General features: G+C 70.0%; 21 protein-coding genes and 1 pseudogene. 3 read left to right on the top strand and 19 right to left on the bottom strand.

Annotated elements, in window-relative coordinates; translation table 11 throughout:
- Positions 1 to 17 precede the first annotated feature (17 nt).
- The 3 genes from EUA98_RS16115 to EUA98_RS16105 form a co-directional block, all read right to left on the bottom strand.
- A complete protein-coding gene (locus tag EUA98_RS16115) occupies positions 18 to 3,599 on the bottom strand; it encodes an SGNH hydrolase domain-containing protein (RefSeq protein ID WP_165372859.1) in 3,582 nt (1,193 codons plus the stop codon).
- Between the two features lie 379 nt (positions 3,600 to 3,978).
- Positions 3,979 to 6,081, bottom strand: a complete 2,103-nt coding sequence (locus EUA98_RS16110; RefSeq protein WP_130103717.1) for a glycosyl hydrolase — start codon at positions 6,079 to 6,081, stop codon at positions 3,979 to 3,981.
- Between the two features lie 158 nt (positions 6,082 to 6,239).
- Positions 6,240 to 7,019, bottom strand: coding sequence for a DUF1206 domain-containing protein (locus EUA98_RS16105; protein ID WP_130103716.1), 780 nt, complete (start codon positions 7,017 to 7,019; stop codon positions 6,240 to 6,242).
- 11 nt (positions 7,020 to 7,030) lie between these two features.
- Here EUA98_RS16105 and EUA98_RS16100 point away from each other — a divergent pair, with 11 nt between their 5' ends.
- Entirely contained in the window at positions 7,031 to 7,381 is a 351-nt protein-coding gene (locus EUA98_RS16100) for an antibiotic biosynthesis monooxygenase family protein (RefSeq protein ID WP_434063503.1), read from the top strand.
- Between the two features lie 31 nt (positions 7,382 to 7,412).
- Here EUA98_RS16100 and EUA98_RS16095 read toward each other — a convergent pair whose 3' ends face one another.
- The 8 genes from EUA98_RS16095 to EUA98_RS16065 form a co-directional block, all read right to left on the bottom strand.
- Positions 7,413 to 8,051 (bottom strand): transcriptional regulator, encoded by a 639-nt coding sequence (locus tag EUA98_RS16095; protein ID WP_130103715.1) that lies wholly within the window; start codon positions 8,049 to 8,051, stop codon positions 7,413 to 7,415.
- A gap of 71 nt (positions 8,052 to 8,122) precedes the next feature.
- Positions 8,123 to 8,803, bottom strand: a complete 681-nt coding sequence (locus EUA98_RS16090) for a class I SAM-dependent methyltransferase (protein ID WP_130103714.1) — start codon at positions 8,801 to 8,803, stop codon at positions 8,123 to 8,125.
- 96 nt (positions 8,804 to 8,899) lie between these two features.
- The gene (locus tag EUA98_RS16085; RefSeq protein WP_130103713.1) at positions 8,900 to 9,238 is read right to left on the bottom strand and encodes a hypothetical protein; all 339 of its coding nucleotides are present in this window, start codon (positions 9,236 to 9,238) and stop codon (positions 8,900 to 8,902) included.
- Between the two features lie 144 nt (positions 9,239 to 9,382).
- The gene (locus EUA98_RS16080; RefSeq protein ID WP_130103712.1) at positions 9,383 to 9,865 is read right to left on the bottom strand and encodes a hypothetical protein; all 483 of its coding nucleotides are present in this window, start codon (positions 9,863 to 9,865) and stop codon (positions 9,383 to 9,385) included.
- Between the two features lie 34 nt (positions 9,866 to 9,899).
- Positions 9,900 to 10,043, bottom strand: a complete 144-nt coding sequence (locus EUA98_RS19845; protein ID WP_165372858.1) for a GPGG-motif small membrane protein — start codon at positions 10,041 to 10,043, stop codon at positions 9,900 to 9,902.
- An 83-nt stretch (positions 10,044 to 10,126) separates the two neighbouring features.
- Positions 10,127 to 10,969 (bottom strand): alpha/beta fold hydrolase, encoded by an 843-nt coding sequence (locus EUA98_RS16075; protein WP_165372857.1) that lies wholly within the window; start codon positions 10,967 to 10,969, stop codon positions 10,127 to 10,129.
- 80 nt (positions 10,970 to 11,049) lie between these two features.
- Positions 11,050 to 11,520 carry a YkvA family protein gene (locus tag EUA98_RS16070; protein WP_130103710.1) on the bottom strand — a complete coding sequence of 157 codons (471 nt, stop codon included), beginning with the start codon at positions 11,518 to 11,520 and terminating at the stop codon, positions 11,050 to 11,052.
- Between the two features lie 40 nt (positions 11,521 to 11,560).
- Complete coding sequence (locus EUA98_RS16065) at positions 11,561 to 11,980, bottom strand: ScoMcrA-related endonuclease (protein WP_242511601.1); 420 nt, start codon at positions 11,978 to 11,980, stop codon at positions 11,561 to 11,563.
- Here EUA98_RS16065 and EUA98_RS20550 point away from each other — a divergent pair.
- Positions 11,870 to 12,622, top strand: a complete 753-nt coding sequence (locus tag EUA98_RS20550) for a nitroreductase family deazaflavin-dependent oxidoreductase (RefSeq protein WP_130103708.1) — start codon at positions 11,870 to 11,872, stop codon at positions 12,620 to 12,622. The genes EUA98_RS16065 and EUA98_RS20550 overlap by 111 nt on opposite strands.
- A 681-nt stretch (positions 12,623 to 13,303) precedes the next feature.
- Positions 13,304 to 14,119, top strand: a complete 816-nt coding sequence (locus EUA98_RS16055; protein ID WP_130103707.1) for an alpha/beta fold hydrolase — start codon at positions 13,304 to 13,306, stop codon at positions 14,117 to 14,119.
- A 25-nt stretch (positions 14,120 to 14,144) separates the two neighbouring features.
- On the opposite strand, the gene EUA98_RS16050 is transcribed toward EUA98_RS16055, so the two are convergent.
- The 8 genes and pseudogenes from EUA98_RS16050 to EUA98_RS16015 all read right to left on the bottom strand — a co-directional run.
- Positions 14,145 to 16,172 (bottom strand): glycoside hydrolase family 31 protein, encoded by a 2,028-nt coding sequence (locus tag EUA98_RS16050; protein ID WP_130103706.1) that lies wholly within the window; start codon positions 16,170 to 16,172, stop codon positions 14,145 to 14,147.
- Between the two features lie 56 nt (positions 16,173 to 16,228).
- Positions 16,229 to 18,235, bottom strand: a complete 2,007-nt coding sequence (locus EUA98_RS16045) for a glycoside hydrolase family 127 protein (protein ID WP_130103705.1) — start codon at positions 18,233 to 18,235, stop codon at positions 16,229 to 16,231.
- A gap of 50 nt (positions 18,236 to 18,285) precedes the next feature.
- A complete protein-coding gene (locus EUA98_RS16040) occupies positions 18,286 to 19,104 on the bottom strand; it encodes a carbohydrate ABC transporter permease (RefSeq protein ID WP_130103704.1) in 819 nt (272 codons plus the stop codon).
- Entirely contained in the window at positions 19,101 to 20,099 is a 999-nt protein-coding gene (locus EUA98_RS16035) for a carbohydrate ABC transporter permease (protein WP_130103703.1), read from the bottom strand. The genes EUA98_RS16040 and EUA98_RS16035 overlap by 4 nt, the downstream gene beginning before the upstream one ends.
- Positions 20,100 to 20,137: 38 nt before the next feature.
- Complete coding sequence (locus tag EUA98_RS16030; RefSeq protein WP_130103702.1) at positions 20,138 to 21,403, bottom strand: sugar ABC transporter substrate-binding protein; 1,266 nt, start codon at positions 21,401 to 21,403, stop codon at positions 20,138 to 20,140.
- Positions 21,404 to 21,508: 105 nt separating this feature from the next.
- Positions 21,509 to 22,528 carry a LacI family DNA-binding transcriptional regulator gene (locus EUA98_RS16025; RefSeq protein ID WP_130103701.1) on the bottom strand — a complete coding sequence of 340 codons (1,020 nt, stop codon included), beginning with the start codon at positions 22,526 to 22,528 and terminating at the stop codon, positions 21,509 to 21,511.
- Between the two features lie 154 nt (positions 22,529 to 22,682).
- Positions 22,683 to 22,982, bottom strand: coding sequence for a thioredoxin family protein (locus tag EUA98_RS16020; RefSeq protein ID WP_130103700.1), 300 nt, complete (start codon positions 22,980 to 22,982; stop codon positions 22,683 to 22,685).
- 159 nt (positions 22,983 to 23,141) lie between these two features.
- A pseudogene (locus tag EUA98_RS16015) lies at positions 23,142 to 23,327 on the bottom strand (thioredoxin-disulfide reductase); the annotation flags it as partial.

Here is a 23,327-nt window from a genome sequence, read left to right as displayed (position 1 = left end):
TCGGCTGGGCCCCGGCGTCACACTCCGGCGTCCTTCGCGATGAACACCGGAGCGAGCGCCGGCGCCAGGTACGCGCTGTACGGGGTCGACATGTGGCTCGCATCCCGGTAGACCATGATGTTGCCGACGACGACCGGGCACTTGCGGTCCGTGCAGAACCAGTCGGCCGGTTCGATCGTGGTGACGTTGATCGCGGCCAGGGTGGATGCCACCTGTTCGTGGCGTCCCGGGAACGGATAAATGTCGGTCCGCATGGTCATGCACGGCTCGACCTTGGCGAGATTGTTCGCGATGCAGTCGGGCACGTTCGTGCGCGGCAGCGGAGTGTCGAGCAGGTAGACGACCGGCGTCCCGACCGCGCGGATGTCGGTCAGGGTCTGCGCCGTCGCGTCGGCCCAGCCGTTGTTGGTGAACTGGTTGCCCGGCACGCTGTCGCTCTGCGACACCACCACGATGTCCGGGTGCAGCCCGGCGATCTTGCCCAAGGTGATCTTGCGCCACTCGGTGCACTCGGTGAACAGGCGGTTGCCCAGCTGTTCGGCGTGCAGGTCGACATTGGCGATCGAGCACGCGGCCTTCGTCCAGGAGATGAGCTTCCAGCCCTGCTTCTTCGCCTGCAGGTCCAGCGCCGGCAGCCACTGCTGGGCGTGGGAGTCCCCGAACAGCACCATCGTGCGCTCGCCGGTCGGATCACCGTAGACGCAGTCGCCCTGCTGGATGACGAGGAAGTCCGCGTGGCACCCGTTGAGCGTGCTGTGCGGCTGGTCCGCGCGAATGTCGGCGATGGCAGGGGTGAGGTTGATCGGAGCGGCCATGGTCAGGGCACCACGGGCGACGCCCTGCATGATGCTGCCCGTGTCGCTCGCCTCGATGCTCACCGCGGTGCCGGTGCCCACCAGGGCCGGCACGGTCGCAGCGACCGCGATCGAGGCCGTCGCGGTGAGGGTCGCGGCGCCCAGCCCGATCGGGAGCCAGATCATCTTGCGGAGCTTGGAGCGCAGCACGGGGCTCTCGATCATGAAGTACATCAGCACCGCGACCCACAGGCTGAGCACCACGACCTCGAGCTGGACCAGCCAGCTCAGCCGGTAGCCGAGCATCATCGGGAAGATGATCAGCATCGGCCAGTGCCACAGGTACCAGGCGTAGGAGACCTTGCCGAGGCCCTGCATCGCCCGGACGTTGAGCACGAGCTCGGCGCTGCCCCGGGACGGTCGGCAGCCGGCCGCGATCACGGCCGCGGTGGCCAGGACGGGGAGCAGCGCCGCGGTGCCCGGGAACACGGTCAGGTCGGTGTAGGTCAGGCCCGCGATGACGATGCCCACCACCCCGGCCCAGGACAGGGGGGCCGCGAGCCAGCCGGGCATCCGGGCGAGCCAGGTCGTCGAGGCAGCCAGCAGGGCGCCCGCCCCGAGCTCCCACGCGCGAGTGTGCGAGGAGAAGTACGCCATCGGCTGGTTCGAGCTCGTGAGCTGCAAGGACGCCCACAGCGACAGTGCGCTGACCACGACGATGGCCACGACGATGGCGACCTTGTAGTGCCGGCGGGCCACCCACACGCACAGCATGAGCAGCAGCGGCCAGAGGAGGTAGAACTGCTCCTCCACGGCGAGCGACCAGTAGTGCTGCAGCGGGCTCGCCGGGCCGGACGCCTGCTGGTAGTTGACGCCCTCGGCGGCGAACCGGTAGTTGATCGCGTAGAACGCGGCGAACAGGGCCTCGGTCGTCACGCTGCGGACCTGGAACAGCGAGTCCCACACGCGGGTGGCGAGCAGGGTGGCCACGAGGACGATCGCCGCCGGAACGGCCAGCCGCTGGAAGCGACCGGCATAGAAGCGCCCGAAGCTGATCCTGCCCTTGCGCTGGATCTGACGCAGCAGTCCGCCGGTGATGAGGAATCCGGAGATGACGAAGAAGACGTCGACGCCGACGTAGCCACCGGTGATTCCGGGGACGTGGGCGTGATAGAGCACGACGAGGAGGACGGCGATGGCGCGCAGGCCCTGGATGTCCGGGCGGAACTTGCGGAGCACGGAGGCGGGCTCGGCCTGCAACCGCTGCGCGACGAGGTCCCGGCCGCGGGCGGCCAGCGCGCGGGCCCGGCCGATGAGGAGGGAGCCGACGAGGACGGAGCCGAGAGACTCCCGAACGCCGAGCGGTGCCCGTCTCACGGCCGGCGCGGTGGCGGCCTCGGTGCGAAGAAACACCAGCGGCCACTGCACATAGGCGGCCAGGACCGCGAGCCCGGCCATCGCCCAGAACCGCTCCAGCCCGTACGTCGCGATGCCGACGGCCAGCCCGATCCAGATCGCCACCTGGGTGAGACCGATCCATACCTTCGCCACGCGCAGGATGGTGACGCCGGTGGGGGTCGTGGCGCCGCGCTTGACGGCGGTGGTCGCGCTCCCGGTGGCGACCCACTCGCGGGTCCGACCGGTGAGGATGTGGAAGATGGCAACGGCGTGGGCGACCGCGTAGAGGGTCTGCACCCTCAGGACGTCGAGCCGCCAGCGCGCACGGAACATCACCGGCAGGATGAACAACCACAGCGCGAGGGCCCCGAGAAGGTACAGCGAGTTGCTCGGCACGACGTACTGGGGCAAGAGCCACAGCATCGCGAGCGCGGGGAGCGGGCTCGTGAACACGTTCACCGCGGTGGTGATGTAGTACAGAAAGCCCGCCCAGAACGCCAACCGCTGCCGGGCGGTGATGTGCGGCGCGTTGTGGAAGCTGGTGTCTGCGAGCAGGCTCATCGAGCCGGTGCACCACCGGTACTGCTGGTTCAGGAATGCGAGCACCGAGTCGGGGCAGATGCCCTTGGACACCAGGATCGGTACGTAGCGCAGCTGAAAGCCGACCTTCAGGAGATTGACGCCGGTGTGCACGTCCTCGCTGTGGCCGATCTGGGCGAAACCGCCCGCGGCCTCGAGCGCGCGACGGCGGTAGATCGCGCAGGTCCCGACGCAGATCGCTGCCTTCGAGCGGTCCCGGGCCGGCTGGATCCACCGGTAGAACAGCTCCTGCGTCGCGCCGGCGCACCGCTGCAGCCACGGCATCGAGGAGTTCGCGTCGAAGAACTGCGGTGACTGGACGATGCCGACGTCCGCGGCGACGAAGTAGGGGACGAGCTCGGACAAGAAGTCGTGCCGGGGCACGAAGTCGGCGTCGAAGATGACGATGAGCTCGCCGGCGGACTGCTCGTACCCGTACCGCAGGTTCCCGGCCTTCTTCAGGCGACCTCGGTCCGGGCGGGATCGATAGGTGAAACCGTGCTCGTCGGCGAGGAGGCGGACCGATTCACGAGCTGAGTCGTCGAGCACCCAGACGGTGATCGCGGCCGGCCACTGCATCGCCCGCACGTACGTGTAGGTGTTCGCCAGAACGTCGAGCGGTTCCCCGGCGGTCGGGAGGAACACGTCGATGGTCGGGTAGCGGTCGGGCCTGTACTCAAGGACGCGCCGTTCGTGGTCGAGGCGATCCACGCGCTTGCCGCGGGTGCTGGACGCGAGGCTGACGAGCAGCGCGACCGCGAACAGCGAGAACGGGGCCAGGAAGAGCAGCAGGCGGGCGTCGGACAGGCTGAATCGCAGGACGCTCACGCCGATCAGGGCGAAGGACAGCGATTGGGCAATCAGCAGCCACCTGTGCTGGCGGCCCATGTACCAGTATTTCTCGGTATCCGTCGGCGGGCTGGGTAGCTGTGTTCCCTGGCCGACCGCGGGGAGAGCGGCGATTCGAGATTGCTCGGGTGCGAACGCATACGGCTTCGAGCGCTGAGACGGGGTCATCATGAGCCTTCCGCAAGGTGAGCACAGCGGCTGCAAGGACGGCTGTGTCCGCCCGGCTCCGTTGCGATCGCTCGTGCTGGCGAAAGTTGATCCCCGGTTGCAGAAAAGGTACAGGTAGGATCAAGGGCATGCAATCACGACATTTTGCGGGTTTTCCGCGATAATTGCGCGGCGTTGGTCGAGTTGAGTCCTATTGCGCTGCGCTGAGCGCGGCAGCGGTGCCGGTCAGGGGCAGTGACCTGGACGTGGACGTCGTCGCGCGCAAGGTCCAGGTCGACGGGAACCCGGGGTAGAGGCCGCTGGCCGTAAAGGTTGTGGAGGCGAGAGTCAGGTCGGGATAGGTCGTCGCCCCCACGGACACCCGCCAGCCGGTGGCCCCGGCCGGTGCGGTCGGCATCGTCAGGGTGATGCTTCCGCTCCCCGGAGTGACCACCGGGGCGGCCGGGGTCGCCAGGGCGGTGAAGGCACCGGTGCTCGGCGGGGTCAGCGCGCCATAGGCGACGCCCTCCCACGTGCCCGCGCCCGCCGCGAGCGACCAGCTCAGGGGTCGCCCGAGGGGTAGGCCGGGCACCGAGATCGACCTTGTCGTGAGCGCGACGGTCTGCGCGACGCCGTTCACCGTCAGCACCCAGCCCTCCGCGCCAGCCGGCGCGGTCGGCATTGTGAAGCTCGCCGTCGGCCCCGTCACCGAGACGTAGGGGTTGAACTGCTGCTTCATGGGCGTGAACGTGCCCGAGGTGGTCGGCGATTCGACCGTTGCGGTGCTCGATACCGCGACCGCGGCGAGGCTGAGGGTGTGGACGGTCCCGTTGGCGAGCCCGGTGAGCCAGTAGTCGGCGGTGGTGCCGGCGACGAGGTGCAGTGCGGCGCCGTCGAGGCGCAGCCGCCAGTGGGTCGTGCCGGGGGGTACGGCGGGGAAGACGACGCGGGCGCCACCGGAGCGGGCTTCGACCACCGGGCGGGCGGGTGGGGTGGGCACCGGCAGGACCGATTCGCTGGGGGCCGAGCTCGCGGTCGTGGAGCCGCCGACGCCGGTCGCCACCACCTCGTAGCGCACGAGCTGGCCAACGGTGGCCGGGGTGAGCGTGAAGGTCGGGCCGCTCGCCTCCGCTGGTCGGCAGGTGGCGGTGCTGGCGTCCGCGCACAGCAGCCAGCGGCCCGTCGTCGCCGTCGCGCCGCGCCAGCTCCCGTCGGTTGCGGTCAGGCTCGCCCCGACCTGCGGGGAGCCGCCGAGCCCGGGCGCGACCTGCAGCAGCGGCGCAAGGCCAGCCGTCACGGCGGCGGAGTCGTACCAGTCAACGCCGATCTCCTCGCGCATCGCGGCCAGCGCGGGGAGGTCGGCGTCGATCCGCCAGTCTTCTCGGGACAGGAAGTTGAACCAGGTGAAGCCGATCGCCCGTGGCGTGCGGAGCAGGCCACCGAGCAGCTCGTGGATCATCGTTGGCCGGTTGTCGCCGGGGAGGACTCCGGCCTCGGCGAAGTAGATCGGGGCGTCCGGAGCGGCCGTGTCGAGCTGGCGCAGGGTCGGCTCGACGGTGTTCGCCCAGGTGTCGGTGGGCTGGTCGTAGTAGACGCTGAGTCCCGCCCAGTCGACGTAGTCGTCGCCGGGGTAGAACGGACTCAGATCCGGGGCGTTCGGTGTGTCGAGCGCCGCCGGGGACCACACCCAGGTGACGTTGTGCACGTCTTCCTGGGCGAACACGTCATGCACGTGACGGTACGCGGCGACGTAGTCGGCCGGGGTGTTGCCGTTGACGCCGGCACCCCACGGGTAGAACGAGGCGTTCATCTCGTGAGCGAACCGCAGCGCGACGGGCTTGCCGACGGCTTTGATCCGGGCGGCCTGCGCGCGCAGGTAGGTGTCGTTGGCGCCTGCCGCGAGGTCCCGCAACGGGTAGCGGTTCTCCTCGGGCACGGTCGCGTCGAACGGTTCCCACGTCACCATCGGCATGGCGCCCGTCAGGGCGACGGCGCGAAGGTTCGTCGCGTCGAAGGCGTACCGGAACGACGTGAACGTCAGCGCGATGTCGGCCTTGTGGTCCACCGCGGACTCGAGGGCGTACAGCGCGGCGGTGGTGCCCGGTAGACCCGGGGTCGAGAGCCCGAGCGCCATCCGCGGGAAGCAGCCGACCGAGCCGATGGGGCAGTCGTCGTCGGCGGCCGCGACGGTGGGCACGGTCGCCCGGGCGGTGCCGAGGACCAGGGTGAGAGCGACCGCCCCGAGCAGGGACGGCACGAGTCGGCGCCGGTGGTTGCCGAGCGTCGTGCCCGCGGATCGTTCGCCTGCGGACATGGCCGAGCCCTCCAGAGTGGGGGTACGTGCCGAACCCCTCTGGATCGCCCATCGACAAATCGGAAGACTCTATGACAAGAGCGCCGCGGCGTCACCCAGATGGGGGAACGACGGCCACGGTCGGCTCACGCTGCGATCCGTGGGTCGTGACGAGATCGTCAGACCCGCGCGTAGCGGGCCCGGGCGAACGAGTACACCCCGTAGGCAGCGAGACCGAGCGCGACGACGGTGAGCAGCGCGGCCCCGAACGGCGCGTCCAGCAAGGTCCGCAGCGCCCCGTCCAGGCCTTGCGCCTGCTCCGGGCGGCGCGTGACGGCGGCGGTGACGAAGAGGACCCCGACGAGGACGAGCGCGATCCCCTTGGTGACGTACCCGAACCGTCCTGCGACCACCGCCCAGCGACCCGGATCCTCGCGCAGGTCCGCCAGGAACGTCGCCCTCCAGCCCTTCGCGACGTGGTAGACCCCGACGCCGATCACGGCGAGCCCCCCTGCGCCGACCAGGACCCTGCCGAACGGCGCGGCCATGACCGATGCGGTGAGGTCGACCGTCTGCTGCGAACCGCTCGACCCGGTTCCCCGCGCGAACGCTGCAGTCGTCCAGGCCAGGGCCAGGGAGACGACCCCCTTGGCGGCGAACCTCAGCCGGTCGCCGGTGTCGTGCCGCAGCACCGCCTCGGTGACCTGCCACCCGCCGAGGAGGGCGAAGCCGACCACGGCGATCCACAGCGGGAGCGCCCCCAGGCCCGTGCTCGCCAAGGCGCTCAGCGCGCCGGTCTGGTCGGCTTCGGCGCCGGTGCCGAACCAGGCGAGCTGAAGCGCAATCCAGGCGACGATGAGGTGCAGGACCCCGCTCGCGGCATACCCCAACCGCGCCCCTGTCTCGACGACCGGGCTGTTGCCGGCCGCCGCGGCAGCTGCGGGGACGCTATCGCTCATCAGGAGACCCGATGGTCGGGTGGCTCATGGTCGTCCTCCTGGCGTTTGTACGAGATGCTGTCCCCGTGATTCTCGAACATGCGTTGCTGCCGGTGAAACCCGGGCAGGAGGCCGACTTCGAGTCGGCCTTCACCGAGGCCAAAGAGATCATCGCGCACATGCCGGGCTTCTTGGGGCTCACTCTCTCGCGCTGTCGAGAGCGCCCCGGGACCTACCTGCTGCTCGTCGAATGGGCAACCGAGGAAGACCACACGGTGGGGTTTCGAGGCTCACCTCAGTACGAGCGATGGCGCGGACTTCTCCACCGGTTCTACGAGCCATTCCCTGTCGTGGAGCACTTCGACCGAGTTCAGACGGCGTGATCGAGCGTGGGCGCCAGCCGAGCAGGCGGTGTCATTCTTCCTGGCCGCGGTCGATGCCGAGACTGGCGAGAAGATCCTCGTGCAGCTGGAACCACACCACATGGCACGAGTCGACGCCGACCGCGTCGACCCACTGGCGCTCCCCGCGCTCCACCCGGGAGAGCGCTGCGTTGAAGCGCTCGGCGTAGCCGTCGAACCGAGACAGCACGGCGCTGAGATCCGCAACCAGCGGAGCGAGCCTGCGCGCGGCCGAGCCGAGCGAGTCAAGAACGCGGTCGTCCCAGCGAAAGTCCGTGTGGTCGTTCAGCGCCATCGGATCACCGCGGACCGGGCGCAGCTGCCAGCGGGTCATGGTCTCCTGGAAGCGCAGGTTCAGCGGCAGAAAGGCGGCATGGACCCGTACCACCTGGCCAGACGCACCACACGCGGCCAGTTCGGCCGCAAGCTGGCGCTCGTTCTCCGCCAACCCGCTCGCTGTCAACGTCCAACCGCCGCTACCGGCGAACTCGACGCGAGTGACCCACCCGTAGGCCTCAAAGTCCATCAGCAGTTCGCCGACGGTATCCCCGTCGAGCCCGAACCGGACCGCGGCCTTCGCGCCGTCCGCGAACCCCAGGAGCCGAAGGGCGTGCAGGGTCAGGAGGTCGGGCGGTGAGGCGTGAGCGGGCATCGTGTCATTGTCGTGCACAACGACTCGCCGCCGTCGGTGTCACTGAAGGCAGCATGCGCCGGGCCACACCCTCAACGCAGCCGACGTGCCCGCAGGACGAGGTCGTCGACGTGGTGCGCACCGGCCCCGCTGCCGGGCGCGATGCGCGGACGCTGACCGTCGATCTCCAGGTCCCAGTCGCCGTCGAGCAGCTCGGCGACCATCGAGGGCCAGACATAGTCGGCGGGGTCGAAGCCGCCGTCGTGCACCTGATGGGTGTCCATCCCGGCGTGGTGCACGAGCAGCAGCACCCCGCCGGGTGCGACGGCCGCGAGCAGCGCGTGCTCGGCGGCGGCGTCGGAGGTGCGGAGCAGGGCCGGGTACTGCGCGGAGACAAGGTCGAACGAGGCCGGCGGGAGCGCCGCCTCCGCCAGCCCGGCGTGCACCCAGCGAATGGCGACACCGGCGTTCTTCGCGTGCCCGACGGCCCGCTGCAGCGCCACGCCCGAGACCTCGAGTGCGGTCACGTCCCAGCCGGCGCGCGCGAGCCAGACGGCGTCCGCACCTTCGCCGCAGCCGACGTCGAGCACCCGCCCGGGCGTGAGCCCGGCGACCTCGGCCACGAGCGCACCGTTGGGCTGACCGCTCCACAACGTCTCCTGGTCGGCATACCGCCTGTCCCACTCGGCCTGCACCTCGGGGTCTCCGACATACCCGTCGGCGAAGAGGGGAACGTCGGACGTGGGCGATGCTGCGGCGATGTCGTTGGTCACTGGTCGACCGTCGCCCATCGGGCCCCGGTCCAGCCAGTCCTGTTGCCGTTCCGGCAACGTCGGCCGCCGGGGGATCGGCCTCGGTGGGGCCGACGGTCACCGCGCCGATCCGTCGACCACATGCAGCTCCACGGTGCGGTGGGGTGCACCGTCATCGTCGGTCGAACGGTTCGCGACGAACTTCCATCTCGCGATTGCGGCCATGCGGCGCTTCTGGATATAGCGCTGGATGCGACTCTTCGCATGGGAGTCGTCCTCGCCGAGGTCGAGCTCTCGACCCGTCGACGGGATCACGGAGCCGTGCAGATCGGCGAAGAACATGGGCCAGTCGATCCAGACGCAGTTCACGAACCACCGCTCTTCCATCGCCCTGGCCAGGGCGAGAATCTCGCTGGTCACGTCTGCGGCTTCGGTGACCTCGGTCGAACGGCGCATGAAGCCCCGTTCATCGGTCCATGCGTAGTCTCGTCCCATGGTGGTTTTCCCCCGGGGCTTGCCTCACTGAGAGGCGACTCCTTGACCTAGCACGAGCATACGCCCGTGCGTGTGGGCATTCGTCCGGATTGACCCGGTCCGACGTCAGTCAACGGCGTCGAACCGCCAGCAGCCGGCGGTGCTGAACCCGTCCCGCCCGGACCAGCCCACGCACCGCCAGGCCATGATCTTCCGCGGTTCCACGGCAGTCAGCTCGCCCAGCTGCGAGACCCGGTAGTCCCAGTCGTACTTGCGGTTGTAGGCGGTGATCCGTGCCGGATCCATCGGCGCGGCGACGATCAGGCCCTCGACGATGATGACCTCGGTCCCGCTCTCGAGGTGGACCGTGACCGCGGGCTGCCTCCGGACTGCCTTGAGGAGGGTGGGGCTGCCCAGGCTCAGGTCCAGTCGGTCGTCGTGCCAGATCCCCCACACGGGCCGGGCATACGGGTGGCCGGCGGTGTGCGCGACCACCCAGTACGTGCCGGCGCCGGCGAGCTGCTGGTCCACCCACGACCAGTCGAGCTGCGCGTGATCGGTGACCGCACCGAACAGGCGCAACTGACTGGACCGCCGTCTTGCGCTCATGAGCTGGTCAGTGCACGGCGCGAACCCGTTGCTCTCAGGTGAAGATGCTCACCCCGCCCGGCCCCACCAAGAGCCCGACGACGATGAGCACGATGCCCCAGAGGACCTGCTTGCGCACGATCGCGACGATCCCGGAGATGACCAGGACGACCGCAAGAATCCACAACAGCGTTGTCATGAAATTCGCCTCCTCAGCGACCTGACCTCGTGTAAGAGAAACTACCCACCTTCGGGCCGAGCGACATCTCGACGGCCGGACGGTCAGGCGGGGGAGTCCTCGGCAAGGAAGGCCAGCACGTCCCTCGGCAGGCGTCGGTTGCTCACGGTGCCGAGGTGCCCCTTGCCCGGATAGAGGATCAGGCGGGCATCAGGAATCCGATCGGCCGTGAGAACGAAGACGTTCGCGCCGTCGTAGTACAGGTCACGGGTACCGCCGACGACGAGCACCGGAGCGCGAATCTCGTGGAGACGATCGGTGAGGTCGAACCGATCCTCGGCCTGGATGGTGGCCAGCAGGTCGTCGGCGTCGTCGATCGGCCAGAACGCCGAGCCCAGGAGCCAGCCCACGCTCCGGAAGGTCGCCCACGACCAGCGCTTCGCGGCGAGCATTCCGGCGAACTCCTGCGCCGTGCCTCGGGGATTGCGCGCGCGCACCTGGGTCGTCGCCCGGAGCAGCGAGGCCTTCCCCCTGGTCCCGAGCCGACACCCCGACGCCACCATCACCAGGCGGCGGACCAGTTCGGGGTGGTCGCAGGTGAGCTGGAGGGCCACGCTGCCGCCGGTGGAGATGCCCATGACGTCAACAGGGCCGTCGGAGATGCCGCTGAGCACGTCCGCGTAGTCGTCGGCGATGTCCGCCATGCTGGCGGTCGGGTCGAGACCCGGACGCCGATTCACCCACCAGACGGTCCGCTCCGCCGCCAGCGGTCGCAGTTGCCTCAGCACGAACGTCAGGTCCGAGCCGGTCGGGGGGCGGTGGGTAGGCGTGATTGCTGCGGCCACCACCAGGGGTGGCCCCGAGCCGCGCCGGACGTACGCCAGTCCTCGGCCCAGCGTCCCGTGCTCGACGTGGTCCGATGACCGCCGCCGGGTCTTGATGTTCACCGCTTTCATCCCTCTGCCCAAGGTCGATGCGGACGGTTCACATCTCGTCCTCCCAGGCTCGCCACCTGATCCGGGCGCTGCTAGGGGAGTTGGTCCCGCCTTCCCGGAGCCGTGTCGGCCTCGCCCACCGGCCGGGAGGGTCCGTGCAGAGGGGAGTTGTAGCCGGCGAGGCGACACAGGGCGGCGAACCCGTCCGGGGTGCCCGGCCAGTGTCCGCGCAACGGTTCGAGGCCGACGCGTCGCGCCACACTGCGGAGGACCGCGGCGACCACGATGGCATCGTCGGCGTAGCCGAGCACCGGGATGAAGTCGGGGACGAGGTCGATGGGCATCGCCAGGTAGGCCATGAGGAGCGCCAGCCGGACTCGGATGCCGCGCGGCAGCGTCGGGTCCACCATCAGGTTCGTGAGCAGCCTGATCAGGTCGGGCAGAAGCCGCAGCGACTCGCGCAGCAGGTGGCCCTTCGGGCGAACGATGACCAGGGCCGCAAGCATCGCCAGCCAGCTCACGACGAGCGCCCCGGCTAGCGCGAGGAGGAGGTCGCTCCACATGCGCCGAGCCTCCTGGTCGTTCCGGTGCCGCCGGCTCGCGTCAGCTGCACTCGTCGCAGACACCCGTCGCAGGGAGAGTCATCGAGCAGGTCGGGCAGACCGCAGCCGGGATCTCGCGCGTGGCGGTGGACCGCGCGACCGGGGACCGCGTGGCACGCGGGGCACGCGAGGCGCGCGGGGGCGGTGCGTAGGACACCGACGCCGGCTCGGACACCTCAAAGCCTCGCTTGCGCAGGATCGCGACGGCGCCCTGCATCCCGTCGCTGAACTCCTCCGACGGTGCGAGCCTGCCGGTGGCGAATCGGTGGGCGACCCCGAGGATCGCCTTCGAGTCATAGCTGCGGCCCTCGTGGAGGAGCGGGTAGCCGGGGGAGGGCTCGAAACCGAAGACCGCGAGGAACTCCTCGCCGCCACGGGCGTCGCACTCGGCGAGCGCCTGGAGGATGTGAAGTCTTGTCACAGAGGAGAACGTGGCCACGACGAGGCAGCGTACGCCGTCGCGGCTGGGTCGTCGCGGAGCCGACGCCGGCAGAACGGCGGTCACGGACTGCGTGGGCCGGGTGCAGCGTCACGGGTCGACGCGCGGCGCTTGACGACGCGGCTGCCGCGCAGGATTCTCGATCTGAACCCCGGATCGGCAGTGACGGAGGCGTCCGTTGAGCACCCTGAGGCACGAGCTGACGCGAGTCGGCAATCGCGTTGGAGTGTGGATGTACCGGGTCCTGCGCGGTCGACTGTCCAGCGGGAGCAAGGACGTCCACGTCCTGCTGATCCGACGCCGGGTCGACGAACCGGGGTACCTCGCTCCACGTGCGTGCGATACCTCGACACCGGCGACGGACTGGTCGTGTGGGGCACCGGTTCTGGATCGCCGCGCGACCCGGACTGGTTCCGCAACCTGCGGGCGGCTCAGGTGGCCGAGGTCCAGCTGCGCGCCCGGCGGCTTCGGGCCCGGCCGCATGAGCTGATCGGGGCCGAGCGAGACGCGATGTGGAACGACGTCGTGCTCGTCGCGGCGCCGGAGGTCGCGAAATTCGCCCGGCGAGCGGGTCGGACGATCCCGGTGGCCCGGCTCGAGCCGATCGGCACGGGACCTGCCTGACGAAGGGAGCGCCGGGGGCCGGCGTCAGAGGCCGGGCGCGCAGGCCCCGTGTCCGAGGCCGACAAGGTGGGCCCGCTCGTGGCGCAGGACCGGGAGGTAGGCGGGGCCGGCGCCTCGATGTCGGGGGTCTCGGTCGTGACGCCGTCGTCAGCGAACACGAGGCCGGTCGCGGCCGAGAGCTCACCGATCACGAGATGAACGTCGTCCTGGAATCCCGCCGGGGCGCCCGCCAGGTCGATGACGACGTGGACAGGTCGGCACGGCGACCATGCCACCGGGACGGTCTGCCCGGCCGCGTTCGTCTGCGTCCGGCCGAACATGTACTGCGCGCTCGGGGAGGTGACGGTCGGTGCGACACCGAGCGGACCCGGCTCCTCCTCGTATCCGGGGGCGGGGTAGTCGCGGTCCGCCGCGGCCGGCAGGGGTGCTCGGGTGTCGGCAGCCGTCTCGACGGCGGCGGTCATCTGGGCCAGCAGCGTTGCGGCTCGGGCGGGGTTGCGCTGGTAGGTGACCCACGCGCCGGCGACGATCGCGAGCACGAGGAGGTAGGCGAAGGCAGGGCGGAGCCGGCGCGGCGGGCGCCGCCGACCGGGTCGTGCACCATTCGCCGTGGATCCGGCGATCGAATGTGCATGCGCCGAGCGCCGAGCACGGGGCGCTCGTCGCGGCTAGCGTTGGCGGGTGGACCAGCACGCAGTCGTCAGGCGGGTCGAGCTGTCGACCGGACTGGCGCTCGCCTACGTCTGCGTCGGTCCCCGCTCCGCGACGCCGGTCGTGCTTCTCCATGCGTGGGGCGAGTCTCGGGGCTCCTTCGACCGGCTCCTTCCCCTGCTCCCCAGCACCCTGCGCGCACTTGCCCTCGACCAACGTGGTCACGGCGATGCCGAGAGGCCGAAGGCCGGGTACTCCCTCACCGGGTTCGCCGAGGATGTCGTGGCGTTCATGGATGCCGTGGGGCTGGCGTCCGCTGTGCTGCTGGGGTCCTCCAGCGGCGGGTACGTCGCCCAGCAGGTGGCGGTCACGCACCCCGACCGCGTGGCCGGTCTTGTGCTCGTCGGATCCCCGCGCAGCCTGCAGGGGCGACCGTCGTTCGCCGACGAGGTCGATCAGTTGTCCGATCCGGTGGGTGCCGGGTGGGTGAGAGCCTCCCTGGCGTGGTTCCCGCGGTTCCATGAGGTGCCGCAGTCGTACCTCGACGCTCGCGTCCAGGACGGTGCTCGCATCCCCGCCCACGTGTGGCGAGAGACCTTCTACGGACTGTGCGACGCCGCACCGCCCACCGGTGCCGCCACCATCACCGCTCCCACGCTCATCATCTGGGGAGACAGGGACGAGATGCTGGGTCGAGAGCAGGAGGAGGACCTCGCAGCGGCCATCCCCGGCTCGAGCCTCGTCGTCTACGAGGAGACGGGCCACCTCGTCCTGTGGGAGCAGCCCGAGCGGGTGGCTCGCGACCTGACGGCCTTCGTCGAGAGCCTCTCGCAGCGGCGATCCTGACGCGACCCGCTCGCCGACCGCCTCCTCAGACCCGGCCGACGAGGTCGGGGTGCGACCCGTCTCGCGCAAACACGGGGATCACCGCCAAGGGGGCGTCGACCACCACGCGCTGGCCGCCGTCCAGGACCGCTCCGGTGTGCAGGCTCGTCCAGGTGGCGCCGGCCGGGAGGAAGACCTCCCGTGAGGTCGCGCCGGCCACCACGACCGGCGCGACGAGCAGATCCGGGCCGTACATGTACTGGTCGGCGAGGTCCCAGCACTCCGGGGCCGTCGGGAACTCGTGGAACATGCCACGCATGACGGGTTGGCCCGCCGTGTGCGCCTGGGCCATGAGCTCGCGCGTGTACGGGCGCATGGCCTCGCGCAGGTGGACGTAGGCGGCGAGGATCTCGTACACGTCCTCGCCGAAGCTCCACAGCTCGTTGCCGCCGCCGCTGGCCAGTCGCGGCGACCCGTCCGCGGCACGAACCGGCTCGCTGGGCTTGCGGTCTCCGTGCAGGCGCATGACGGGGCAGAACGTCCCGAACTGGAACCAGCGGATGAGGAGCTCACGGAAGCCGGGGTCGGTGAGGTCGCCGTCGTGGAAGCCGCCGATGTCGGTGGTGAACCAGGGGATCCCGGCCACGCCCATGTGGATGCCGGCGGTGATCTGCCGGCGGTAGTCCTCGAACGTCGAGTGGATGTCGCCGGACCACACGAGAGCGCCGTACCGCTGGCTGCCGGCCCAGGCGCACCGGACGAGGTTGACGATCTCCTCCTGGCCGGCCGCGCGCAGGCCCTCGTAGAACGCCCGCGCGAACGCCTGGGGGTAGATGTTGCCGACCTGGACGTTGGTGCCCAGGTGGTAGCGGAAGTTGTCGAAGTCGTAGACGCCGTACTCCGGCTCGGCCTCGTCGAGCCAGAACGTCTTGATCCCGAGGTCGAAGTAGTTCTGCCGGCACAGCTTCCACAGGAACGTCCGGGTGGCGGGATTGGTCGGGTCGAGGAACGCGCTCGGGCCCTCGAACTGCATCTGCACGTCGATCCCGCGTTCGGACTTCACGAGCAGGTTGTTCTTCTTCATCGCCGCGAAGTTCTCCGACGCCGTCGACACCTGCGGCCAGACGGAGACCATGAGCTCGACCCCGAGGTCGGCGAGCTCGTCGGTCATCGCCCGCGGGTCGGGCCAGAACTCCTCGTCGAAGCGGAAGTCGCCCATCTGGGGCCAGTGGAAGAAGTCCGCGACGATGACGTCGAGGGGCAGGCCGCGGCGCTTGTGCTCGCGGGCCACCTCGAGGAGCTGCTCCTGGTTCCAGTAGCGCAGCTTGCACTGCCAGAAGCCGAGGCCGTGCTCGGGCATCATCGGCGCGTGCCCGGTCGCGTCCGCGTAGGCGGCGGCGATCGCGGCGGGGGTGTCTCCCGCCGTGACCCAGTAGTCGAGCTGTCTGGACGACTCGGCGAACCACTCGGTGCGGTTGGTCGAGAAGGTGGCGCGACCGATCGCGGGGTTGTGCCACAGGAAGCCGTAGCCCGCGCTGGACATCACGAACGGGACGCTGGCCTGGGAGTTGCGATGGGCGAGCTCGAACGTGCTCCCCTTGATGTCGAGGATGTGCTGCTGGTACTGACCCATGCCGTAGAGCTTCTCGGCCGGGTCGGCCTCGAACGCCGCGGTGATCCGGAAGTCGCCGCCGAGATGGGGTCGCAGATCCCTCGCCTTGAGGTTGAGCGACCCGCCGGCGTCGAGCTCCTTGAAGAGCAGCGTGCCGTGGGAGTTGTAGAAGCTCAGGGCGCACCGGTGCACCTGGTAGCCGAGGATCTCGGAGTGGAAGGCCCGGGCGCTCAGCTCCACGCTCAGATTGCCGTTCGTGAGCCGCGCGACGTCGCCGTCGACGACGATCGTCGCCTCGCTGGCCGGCTGTGGCAGGAGGGCGAAATCGGTGTCGAGCACGTCGGCCATCACCGCGGCTCGTACGCGCACGCTGTTCTCGCCCCACGGCTCGACGACGATGGTCTCGCCGTCGCCGCGCCACACGAGCGTGGAGCCCTCGATCTCGAAGACGTCGGTCGTCATCTCGCTGCCTGCCCTTGGGTGGTCGGTCGGGCCCGCGCCGGCGGGCTGGCTGTGGGTCATGTCGTCGGGAGGAACACGCGCATGGTCGCCGGTCCGCGCTCCGCCCAGGAGTGGTACGGCACGAGGCGCACGCCGACAGGTGCGGTCTCGGGGGAGCGGCGCAGCGCGGCGCGGTACGGCAGACCGGCCTCGCCGTCGCCGTCGCCCTCGGGCTGGGACTCGGACTCGGACTCGGACCGAGCCTCGCCGGACGTGAACACTGCCTGCACGACGGCGCCGGGCTCGGCATCGGCCAGCCCCGTGCTGAGGTCGAGGCGCAGGTCCTCCAGGACCAGGTCGTCCGGCAGATCGGTCGATTCCACGCACAGCACCACCGGTCCGCGCTCGACGGCGACGCACCCACGCACGGCGTCGATGCGCCGGTCCGGCCAGCTGAACCGGGCCGCGACGGGGAGCTCGAGCCGCAGCTGCTCGCCGGGGACGAGCGTGCGGTGCACCGTCACGAAGCCGGGCGCGGCCGGCGTGCGGCGCCCGCCCTCGACGAGCGCGGTCCCCGTCGCCCAGGACGGCACGCGCAGGCGCAGGCGTACCGGGCGGTCGGGTGCCACCTCCACGCGCACGACGATGATCCCGGACCGGGGGTAGTCCGTCTCGACCTCGAGGACGAGCCGGTCGCCGTCGGGCAGGGAGAGCCGCACGGTGCTCGGGGCGTACTGCAGGACGCTGACGGTGCCGTCGTCGTCGACCGTCCCGGCATACAGCTGCCACGTCGCCAACGTGCGCGCCACGTTGGTGGGGCAGCACGAGACGTCGAACCAGGGGGCCCGCGCCGCGCCCTCGGCGCGCGGGTTCACCGCGTCGGGCGCCGTGGGCTCGCCCGCGGTGCGCTGCTGCAGCGGGTTCGCGTAGAAGAAGGCCCGGCCGTCTGGGTCGGGGGACGTGGCGATGACGTTGTAGAAGGTGCGTTCCATGAGGTCCGCGTAGCGCACGTCGCCGGTCGCGAGGAACAGGCGCCAGGACACCATGTTCGACGCGATCCCGGCGCAGGTCTCGCAGTACGCCCGGTCGGGCGGCAGCTCCCAGTCCTCGCCGAACCCCTCGTCCTGGTGCCGGGAGCCCATGCCGCCGGTGATGTAGGTGCGGCGCGCGACCGACGTCGTCCATTGCTTTTCGAGGACCGCGAGCAGATCGTCGTCACCGGTGTCGACCGCGACATCGACCGCCGCAGCGGTCAGGTACAGCGCGCGCACGGCGTGCCCCCGCCAGACGGTCGCTTCCCGGACCGGGATGTCGTCCTGGAAGTAGGACGGGGAGAGCAGGGGGAGCGCACCGAGGAGCCCCCGGCCGCGTCGCTCGACGAACAGCTGGGCCTGCGCGCCGTACCGCGGCTCGCCCAGGGCGCGGCCCAGCTCCACGAGGCCGAGCTCGATCTCGGGGTGCCCGCAGATCGCCTCCCGCCCGTCCGGTCCGAACTCGCGGCACACGTGGTCCGCGGCCCGGCGCGCGATGTCGACCAGGGGGTCGGCGCCGCTGGTCCGCAGGCGCGCGACCGCGGCCTGCAACAGGTGTCCGACGCAGTAGAGCTCGTGCCCCATCTCGAGGTCGGAGTACCTGCCCTTCTGCCCGACGTGACCGAAGAAGGTGTTCAGGTAGCCGTCGTCGTCCTGCGCGCCCGCGATGCGAGCGGTGAGGTCGCGGAGCACCTGGTCGGTGCGTGGGTCCTGGGTGCGGCCGAAGTCCCAGGCCAGCGCCTCCATCAGCTTGTAGACCTCGGAGTCGGAGAACTGCCAGCCGGGACGGCCCGGCCCGGTCGTGCCGTCCGCGACCCGGTCGAAGTTGGCCAGCCAGCCCAGCCGGTCCATCCAGGCCCCGCAGTGCTGGAGCGTCGAGGTGCTGTTGATGTCCTGCCGCCCCGCCCAGAAGCCGCCCGTGACAGTGATCTCACCGATGCCGAGGCCGCGGCGGGTGCCCTGGCTCGGTGCGACGGGCCGACCGTCGGTCGGACTGCTGGGTGCGGCTGGCAGATCGGCCGCCGGGTGGGCATGAGCGTGCGTGGTGGTCATGGGCGTTCCTCGCAGAATGGGGCGGGCGTGCCGGGTCATCTCGGGCGGCGTCAGTCCTTGACGGCTCCGGCGGTGACCCCGGCGGCGACGTAGCGCTGGGCGATCACGAGCAGGACCGCGGCGGGGATCGACGCGACGGTCGCCGTCGCCATGATCGAGTTCCACTCCGTGGTGTTGTTCCCGATGTACTTGTAGATCCCCAGGGTGATCGGGATCAGGTCACCGTTGCGGTTCAGGGTCGAGGCGAAGATGAAGTCCGACCAGGCCCACAGGAACGCGAACAGCGAGACCGTCAGCAGGGAGTTGCGGCTGATGGGGAGCACGATCGACCGGAAGGTGCGCCACGAACCGGCGCCGTCGATCGTCGCGGCCTGCAGCAGCTCGCGCTGGATGCCGGCCATGAAGGTGGTCAGCAGGAGGACCCCGAACGGCACGGCGACCGTCGAGTCGGCGATGACCAGACCCCAGATGCTGTTGAGCCAGCCCAGCTTGATGTACATCGAGTAGAAGCCCATGGCCATGATCACGCCGGGGATCATCTGGGCGACCAGGAGGATGAAGTTCAGCGTGCCGGCTCCCCGCAGGTGCAGCTGCGACAGCGCGTAGGCCGCCGGTGCGGAGATGACGAGGGTCAGCGCGACCGTGCCCAGCGCGATCAGCAGGCTGGTCGCGAGGTTGGGGAGCTGCTGGCTGAACACGGCGCTGTAGCCGTCGAGCGTCGGGTTCCACGGGAACCAGTGCGGGGGATCGGCGCGCATGTCAGACGTCTTGGTCAACGAGACGTTGACCATCCAGTAGACCGGGAAGAGCATCAGCGCGGTGAACAGCACGCCGAGCGCGGTCTTCCACCACTCGCGGGGGCCGGTCATGACTCCTCCATCCGACGCTGCATGCGCAGGTACACGAATCCGAACACCAGGGCGATGAGGATCAACAGGTTGCCGACCGCTGCGGCGGGCGAGAAGTCGGGCTGACCTGTACCGAAGGCCTCGCGGTAGGACCAGATGGCCAACGTGGTGGACGCGTCACCGGGCCCACCGGTGGTCATGATCCAGATGACGTCCACGACCTTGAGGGTGTAGATCAAGCCGAGCAGGATCGTGATCCCCGAGACGGGGCGGAGCAGCGGGAAGGTGATCAGGCGGAACTTCTGCCAGCCCGACGCGCCGTCCAGCGACGCCGCCTCGTAGACGTCCACGGGGATGTTCTGGAGCCCGGAGTACAAGATGACGAGGTTGAACGGGATCCCGAGCCAGATGTTGGCGATGATCACGGACAGCAGGGCGGTGTCGGGCGACGTCAACCAGTTGATCTGACCGACGTGGAAGGCCTGGAGCACCGAGTTGACGATGCCGCTGTCGCTGTTGAGCATCCAGGACCAGGTCGAGGCCGACACGATCATCGGGAGCAGCCACGGGATCAGGAACATGCCGCGGAGCAGCCCGGAGAGCCGGAAGTTCTGCCGGAAGAAGACCGCCAGGGCGAGCCCGATCGAGTACTGGAACACGATCGAGACCGCCACGAACAGGCCCGTGTTGACCAGCGCCTTGGTGAACGTGTCGGAGTGGACGACGTCCACGTAGTTGGCCAGCCCGACGAACTCCGCGTTGCCCTGGACGAACGCGCGGGTGGTGTAGTCGTGCAGGCTGAGCTCGATGTTGCGGTACAGCGGGAGTGCGTAGAAGGCCGCGAGGTACGCCAGGAGCGGCGCGGCGAAGCCGACGGCCGCCCAGCGCGTCCTGCGCGCCTGGCGGGAGCTGGTCCCGGCGCGCAGGCCGCGCTCCGGGGGAGCAGTCGGCGTCGCCGCTGCTGCTCCCCCGAGGTGCGAGGCGTCCCCGACCGACATGGTCTGGGTCGTGTTCATGGGTTCATGTCCTCGTCGTAGGCGGGTCAGAAGGTCGGTCAGCTGAGCGCGCTCTCTGCCGCCTTCTGTGCCTTGGTCAGCGCGTCGGCCGGGGAAGCCGAACCGCTCAGCGCCTCCTGGACCGCGGTCCAGAGCTGCTCGGAGATCTTCGGGTAGTCCGTGCCGAGGTCGTCGGAGGTGCGGCCCTTGGCTGCGGCGACGGCGTCGATCCAGGTCGCGAGCTCGGGGTGCTCCGCGAGGATCTGGTCCTGCCCGGCCGCAGTCGGCGGGATGTAGTACGCGAAGGTGTTACCGGTCTCGACGAACCCCTCGGTCGTGGTCATGCACTCGACGATCTTCGTCGTGGTCGCGTACCGGCTGTCGTCCTTCTGGACCGGCGTGGTGATGAACTCGCCACCGGTCGGTGCGGGCGCCGCGCCGCCGTCCGCGGCCGGGATCGTGATGACGCCGGTGGTGAAGCCGGCCTCCGCGGCGGAGTTGATCTGCCACGTGCCGTTGACCGCGAAGCCGAAGTCGCCGGTGAGGAACTCCTCCCAGGTGGTGTTCTGGGAGTTGCTGATCACGGAGTTCGGGGCGAGACCGCCGTCGACCCAGTCGGTCCACAGCTGCAGCGCGGAGATGGCCTCGGGGGAGTCGAGCGTGGTCAGGTCCGCTCCGGCGCCCCAGAACCAGGGCAGGAACTGGAACGAGCCCTCCTCGGTGCCGATACCCGCGAAGGTGATGCCCTTGTTGCCTGCGGCGGTGACCTTCTCCAGGGCGGCAGTGAGCCCGGCCCAGTCGGAGATCGACGCCGGGTCGACCCCGGCGGCGTCGAGCACGTCCTGGTTGTAGTAGATGGCGAGGGTGTTGGCGCCGACGGGGACGCCGTACGTGTCGCCGTCGAGCTGGCCGGCGGCGATCAGGTTGGCGTCGATCGCCGAGATGTCGAGGCCGAGCTCGTCGGTCGTGGTGAGCATTCCGGTGTCCGACAGGGTCGAGACCGCCGGGTTGTCCAGCAGGATGACGTCAGGGGAGGTGCCCTCCTGCGCCGAGAGCAATGCCTGGTTGGTCAACGCCGTGGTGTCGTATGCCGTGCGCTCGAGGGTCACGCCGGCCTCGGTTCCGCAGGCCGCCACGCGCTTGCCCCAGTCGGAGCTCTCGTCGTGCTGGGGATACGGGTCCCACCAGGTGTACGTCCCACCCGCTGCGGCGGTGCTGTCTCCGGCGGTCCCTGCCGACTCGGACGAGCAGCCGGTCAGGCCGGCCGCCGCGACGGTGAGCACCCCGAAGAGGCTGATCGCACGAAACGTCGTCGATTTGTTCATCACGTAATTCCTCCTTGAACACGGTGATCGGGAAAAACTCAGGAATTAGGGCATTCCTGTGGTGTTGGACTGGGTACTACGCGCGGTTTCCCGGCGAGCGGACGGTCAGACCGGGCGAACCGGCGCGCTGCTGCCGCGTTCGACGAGCTCGGGTGGGATGAAGCGCACGACATGGGGCTCGTGCAGCTTCGGGTTCTCGATGCGCCGCACGACCTGGCGCACGGCCATCCGGCCCAGGCGATCCGGTGCGCTGTCGATCGAGGAGAAGGGCAGCGCGAACGTCCGCGCGAACTCGTCGGAGTAGCGGCCGATGACCGACAGATCGTGGGGCGAGCTCAGGCCGCGGGCTCGCAGGACCGCGGGCAGCGCGACGGCGGCGGCCTCGTTGTGCAGGAGCAGCCCGGTCGCCGCGGGGAACGCGTCGAGGACGGCGTTCAGGGACCGGCTCACGGCGGGCTGCTGCGACTCGCCGTACACCTCGTGGAGCTCCACGCCCCGCACGGACGCCTGGGCGAGCGCCGCGTCGCGCAGCCGCCACACGTACGCGCCGCCGCGCTCGACGACGTGCTCGGGCTGGGACACCAGCACGATCTCGCGGTGCCCCAGGTCCGCGAGGCGGTCCACCATGACGCGGCCGGCCTCGGCGAAGTCGAGATCGAAGACATCGAGCCCGGTGCAGTCCCCGGGCAGGCCCACCAGCGCACCCGGCCGGCCGGAGCTCCGAAGCACCGGCAGCCGGACGTCGTCGTCCGCGACGTTGAGCAGGATCACGCCGTCGACCATCCGGGAGTCCGTGATCCGCTCGAGCGCCCGAGCGCCGTCGGGATCCGTGACCATGAGGATGTCGTAGCCGAGCTCGCGGGCGACGTTGGAGATGCCGAGCATGTACTGCAGCATCGCCGGGGCGAACTCGTCCTCGAGGAACTGCACGAGCAGGCCCAGGACGTGCGTCTGTGAGGTAGCGAGCGCGCGCGCGCCGGCGTTCGGGGTGTACCCGAGCTCCCGGACTGCCGAATCCACCCGCTCGCGGACCTCGAGCGAGATCGCTCGCTTGCCGGACAGGGCATAGGACGCAGTGCTCCGCGATACGCCCGCGACTCGGGCCACATCACCGATCGTTGCCATGATCACTCCTGCTCATCGTCGAACCGGTTCGAAGATTACGCCCAAGTGACGCGTGGCCGCAAGTGAGCCAGGAGCCCAAGTTCGTCGAATCGGTTCGACGCTCAGATCGGGCACACCTGACGCGACCGGCAGGAGAGCACGACCGCGCCGCAGCTCACCGCACCACGGCGGCGAGCTGCTCGACGCTGGGCGACCCCGCCACGCCCGCCGGCGTGCGGTACAGCCGGCAGGCCAGGCCGACCGGGGTGGTCGCGTCGGCGAAGGGGTCGATTCCGTCCACCAACACGGTGGGCGAGCCATGGAATCCCAGCGCCTCGGCCTCGCGCGGGGTCCTGACCACGACGAGGTCGATCGCGGTCTCGCCGCGGCCGACGGCGGCGAGCGCCTCGCGAAGGCGATTGTTCAGGAGCTGCCAATGTGGACAGCCAGCGACGTACAACAACGAGATCGTCATGGCGACCATCGTCCCGCGCAGGACCGTCGATGCCGACCTCGAGCGTCGCGGCCACGGCGGCCGGGTTGATCTGCTCGGCGGGCGAACGAGCCGGCCGAGCAGACCTCGACGGCACCGCCGGATGGACGGTCCGGGTGGGGCTGAAGCGGGTGGGTGTGGTTACTCGGAGAGGAACCGTTGGGCGTCCAGGGCGGCGGCGCAGCCGGAGCCGGCGGCGGTGATGGCCTGGCGGTAGGTGTGGTCCACGGCGTCGCCGCAGGCGAACACGCCCGGCAGGTTGGTCAGCGTGGTGCGGCCCTGGACCTGGATGTACCCCTCGGCATCCAGGTCGACCGCGCCGACGAC

It is taken from the genome of Pengzhenrongella frigida, from assembly GCF_004168625.1.
Lineage (GTDB): Bacteria > Actinomycetota > Actinomycetes > Actinomycetales > Cellulomonadaceae > Pengzhenrongella > Pengzhenrongella frigida.
The sequence above is the reverse complement of the archived record's forward strand: the minus strand, read 5'-3'. Positions and strand labels throughout refer to the sequence as shown.

Coding starts and splice junctions, on each gene's coding strand:
- EUA98_RS16040 (WP_130103704.1), bottom strand. CDS start 19,104: ATGACCGGCCCCCGCGAGTGGTGGAAGACCGCGCTCGGCGTGCTGTTC.
- EUA98_RS16020 (WP_130103700.1), bottom strand. CDS start 22,982: ATGACGATCTCGTTGTTGTACGTCGCTGGCTGTCCACATTGGCAGCTC.
- EUA98_RS16035 (WP_130103703.1), bottom strand. CDS start 20,099: ATGAACACGACCCAGACCATGTCGGTCGGGGACGCCTCGCACCTCGGG.
- EUA98_RS16085 (WP_130103713.1), bottom strand. CDS start 9,238: ATGCGCCGTTCGACCGAGGTCACCGAAGCCGCAGACGTGACCAGCGAG.
- EUA98_RS16070 (WP_130103710.1), bottom strand. CDS start 11,520: ATGTGGAGCGACCTCCTCCTCGCGCTAGCCGGGGCGCTCGTCGTGAGC.
- EUA98_RS16105 (WP_130103716.1), bottom strand. CDS start 7,019: ATGAGCGATAGCGTCCCCGCAGCTGCCGCGGCGGCCGGCAACAGCCCG.
- EUA98_RS16030 (WP_130103702.1), bottom strand. CDS start 21,403: ATGAACAAATCGACGACGTTTCGTGCGATCAGCCTCTTCGGGGTGCTC.
- EUA98_RS16025 (WP_130103701.1), bottom strand. CDS start 22,528: ATGGCAACGATCGGTGATGTGGCCCGAGTCGCGGGCGTATCGCGGAGC.
- EUA98_RS16045 (WP_130103705.1), bottom strand. CDS start 18,235: ATGACCACCACGCACGCTCATGCCCACCCGGCGGCCGATCTGCCAGCC.
- EUA98_RS16110 (WP_130103717.1), bottom strand. CDS start 6,081: ATGTCCGCAGGCGAACGATCCGCGGGCACGACGCTCGGCAACCACCGG.
- EUA98_RS16100 (WP_434063503.1), top strand. CDS start 7,031: ATGGTCGGGTGGCTCATGGTCGTCCTCCTGGCGTTTGTACGAGATGCT.
- EUA98_RS16095 (WP_130103715.1), bottom strand. CDS start 8,051: ATGCCCGCTCACGCCTCACCGCCCGACCTCCTGACCCTGCACGCCCTT.
- EUA98_RS19845 (WP_165372858.1), bottom strand. CDS start 10,043: ATGACAACGCTGTTGTGGATTCTTGCGGTCGTCCTGGTCATCTCCGGG.
- EUA98_RS16080 (WP_130103712.1), bottom strand. CDS start 9,865: ATGAGCGCAAGACGGCGGTCCAGTCAGTTGCGCCTGTTCGGTGCGGTC.
- EUA98_RS16050 (WP_130103706.1), bottom strand. CDS start 16,172: ATGACGACCGACGTCTTCGAGATCGAGGGCTCCACGCTCGTGTGGCGC.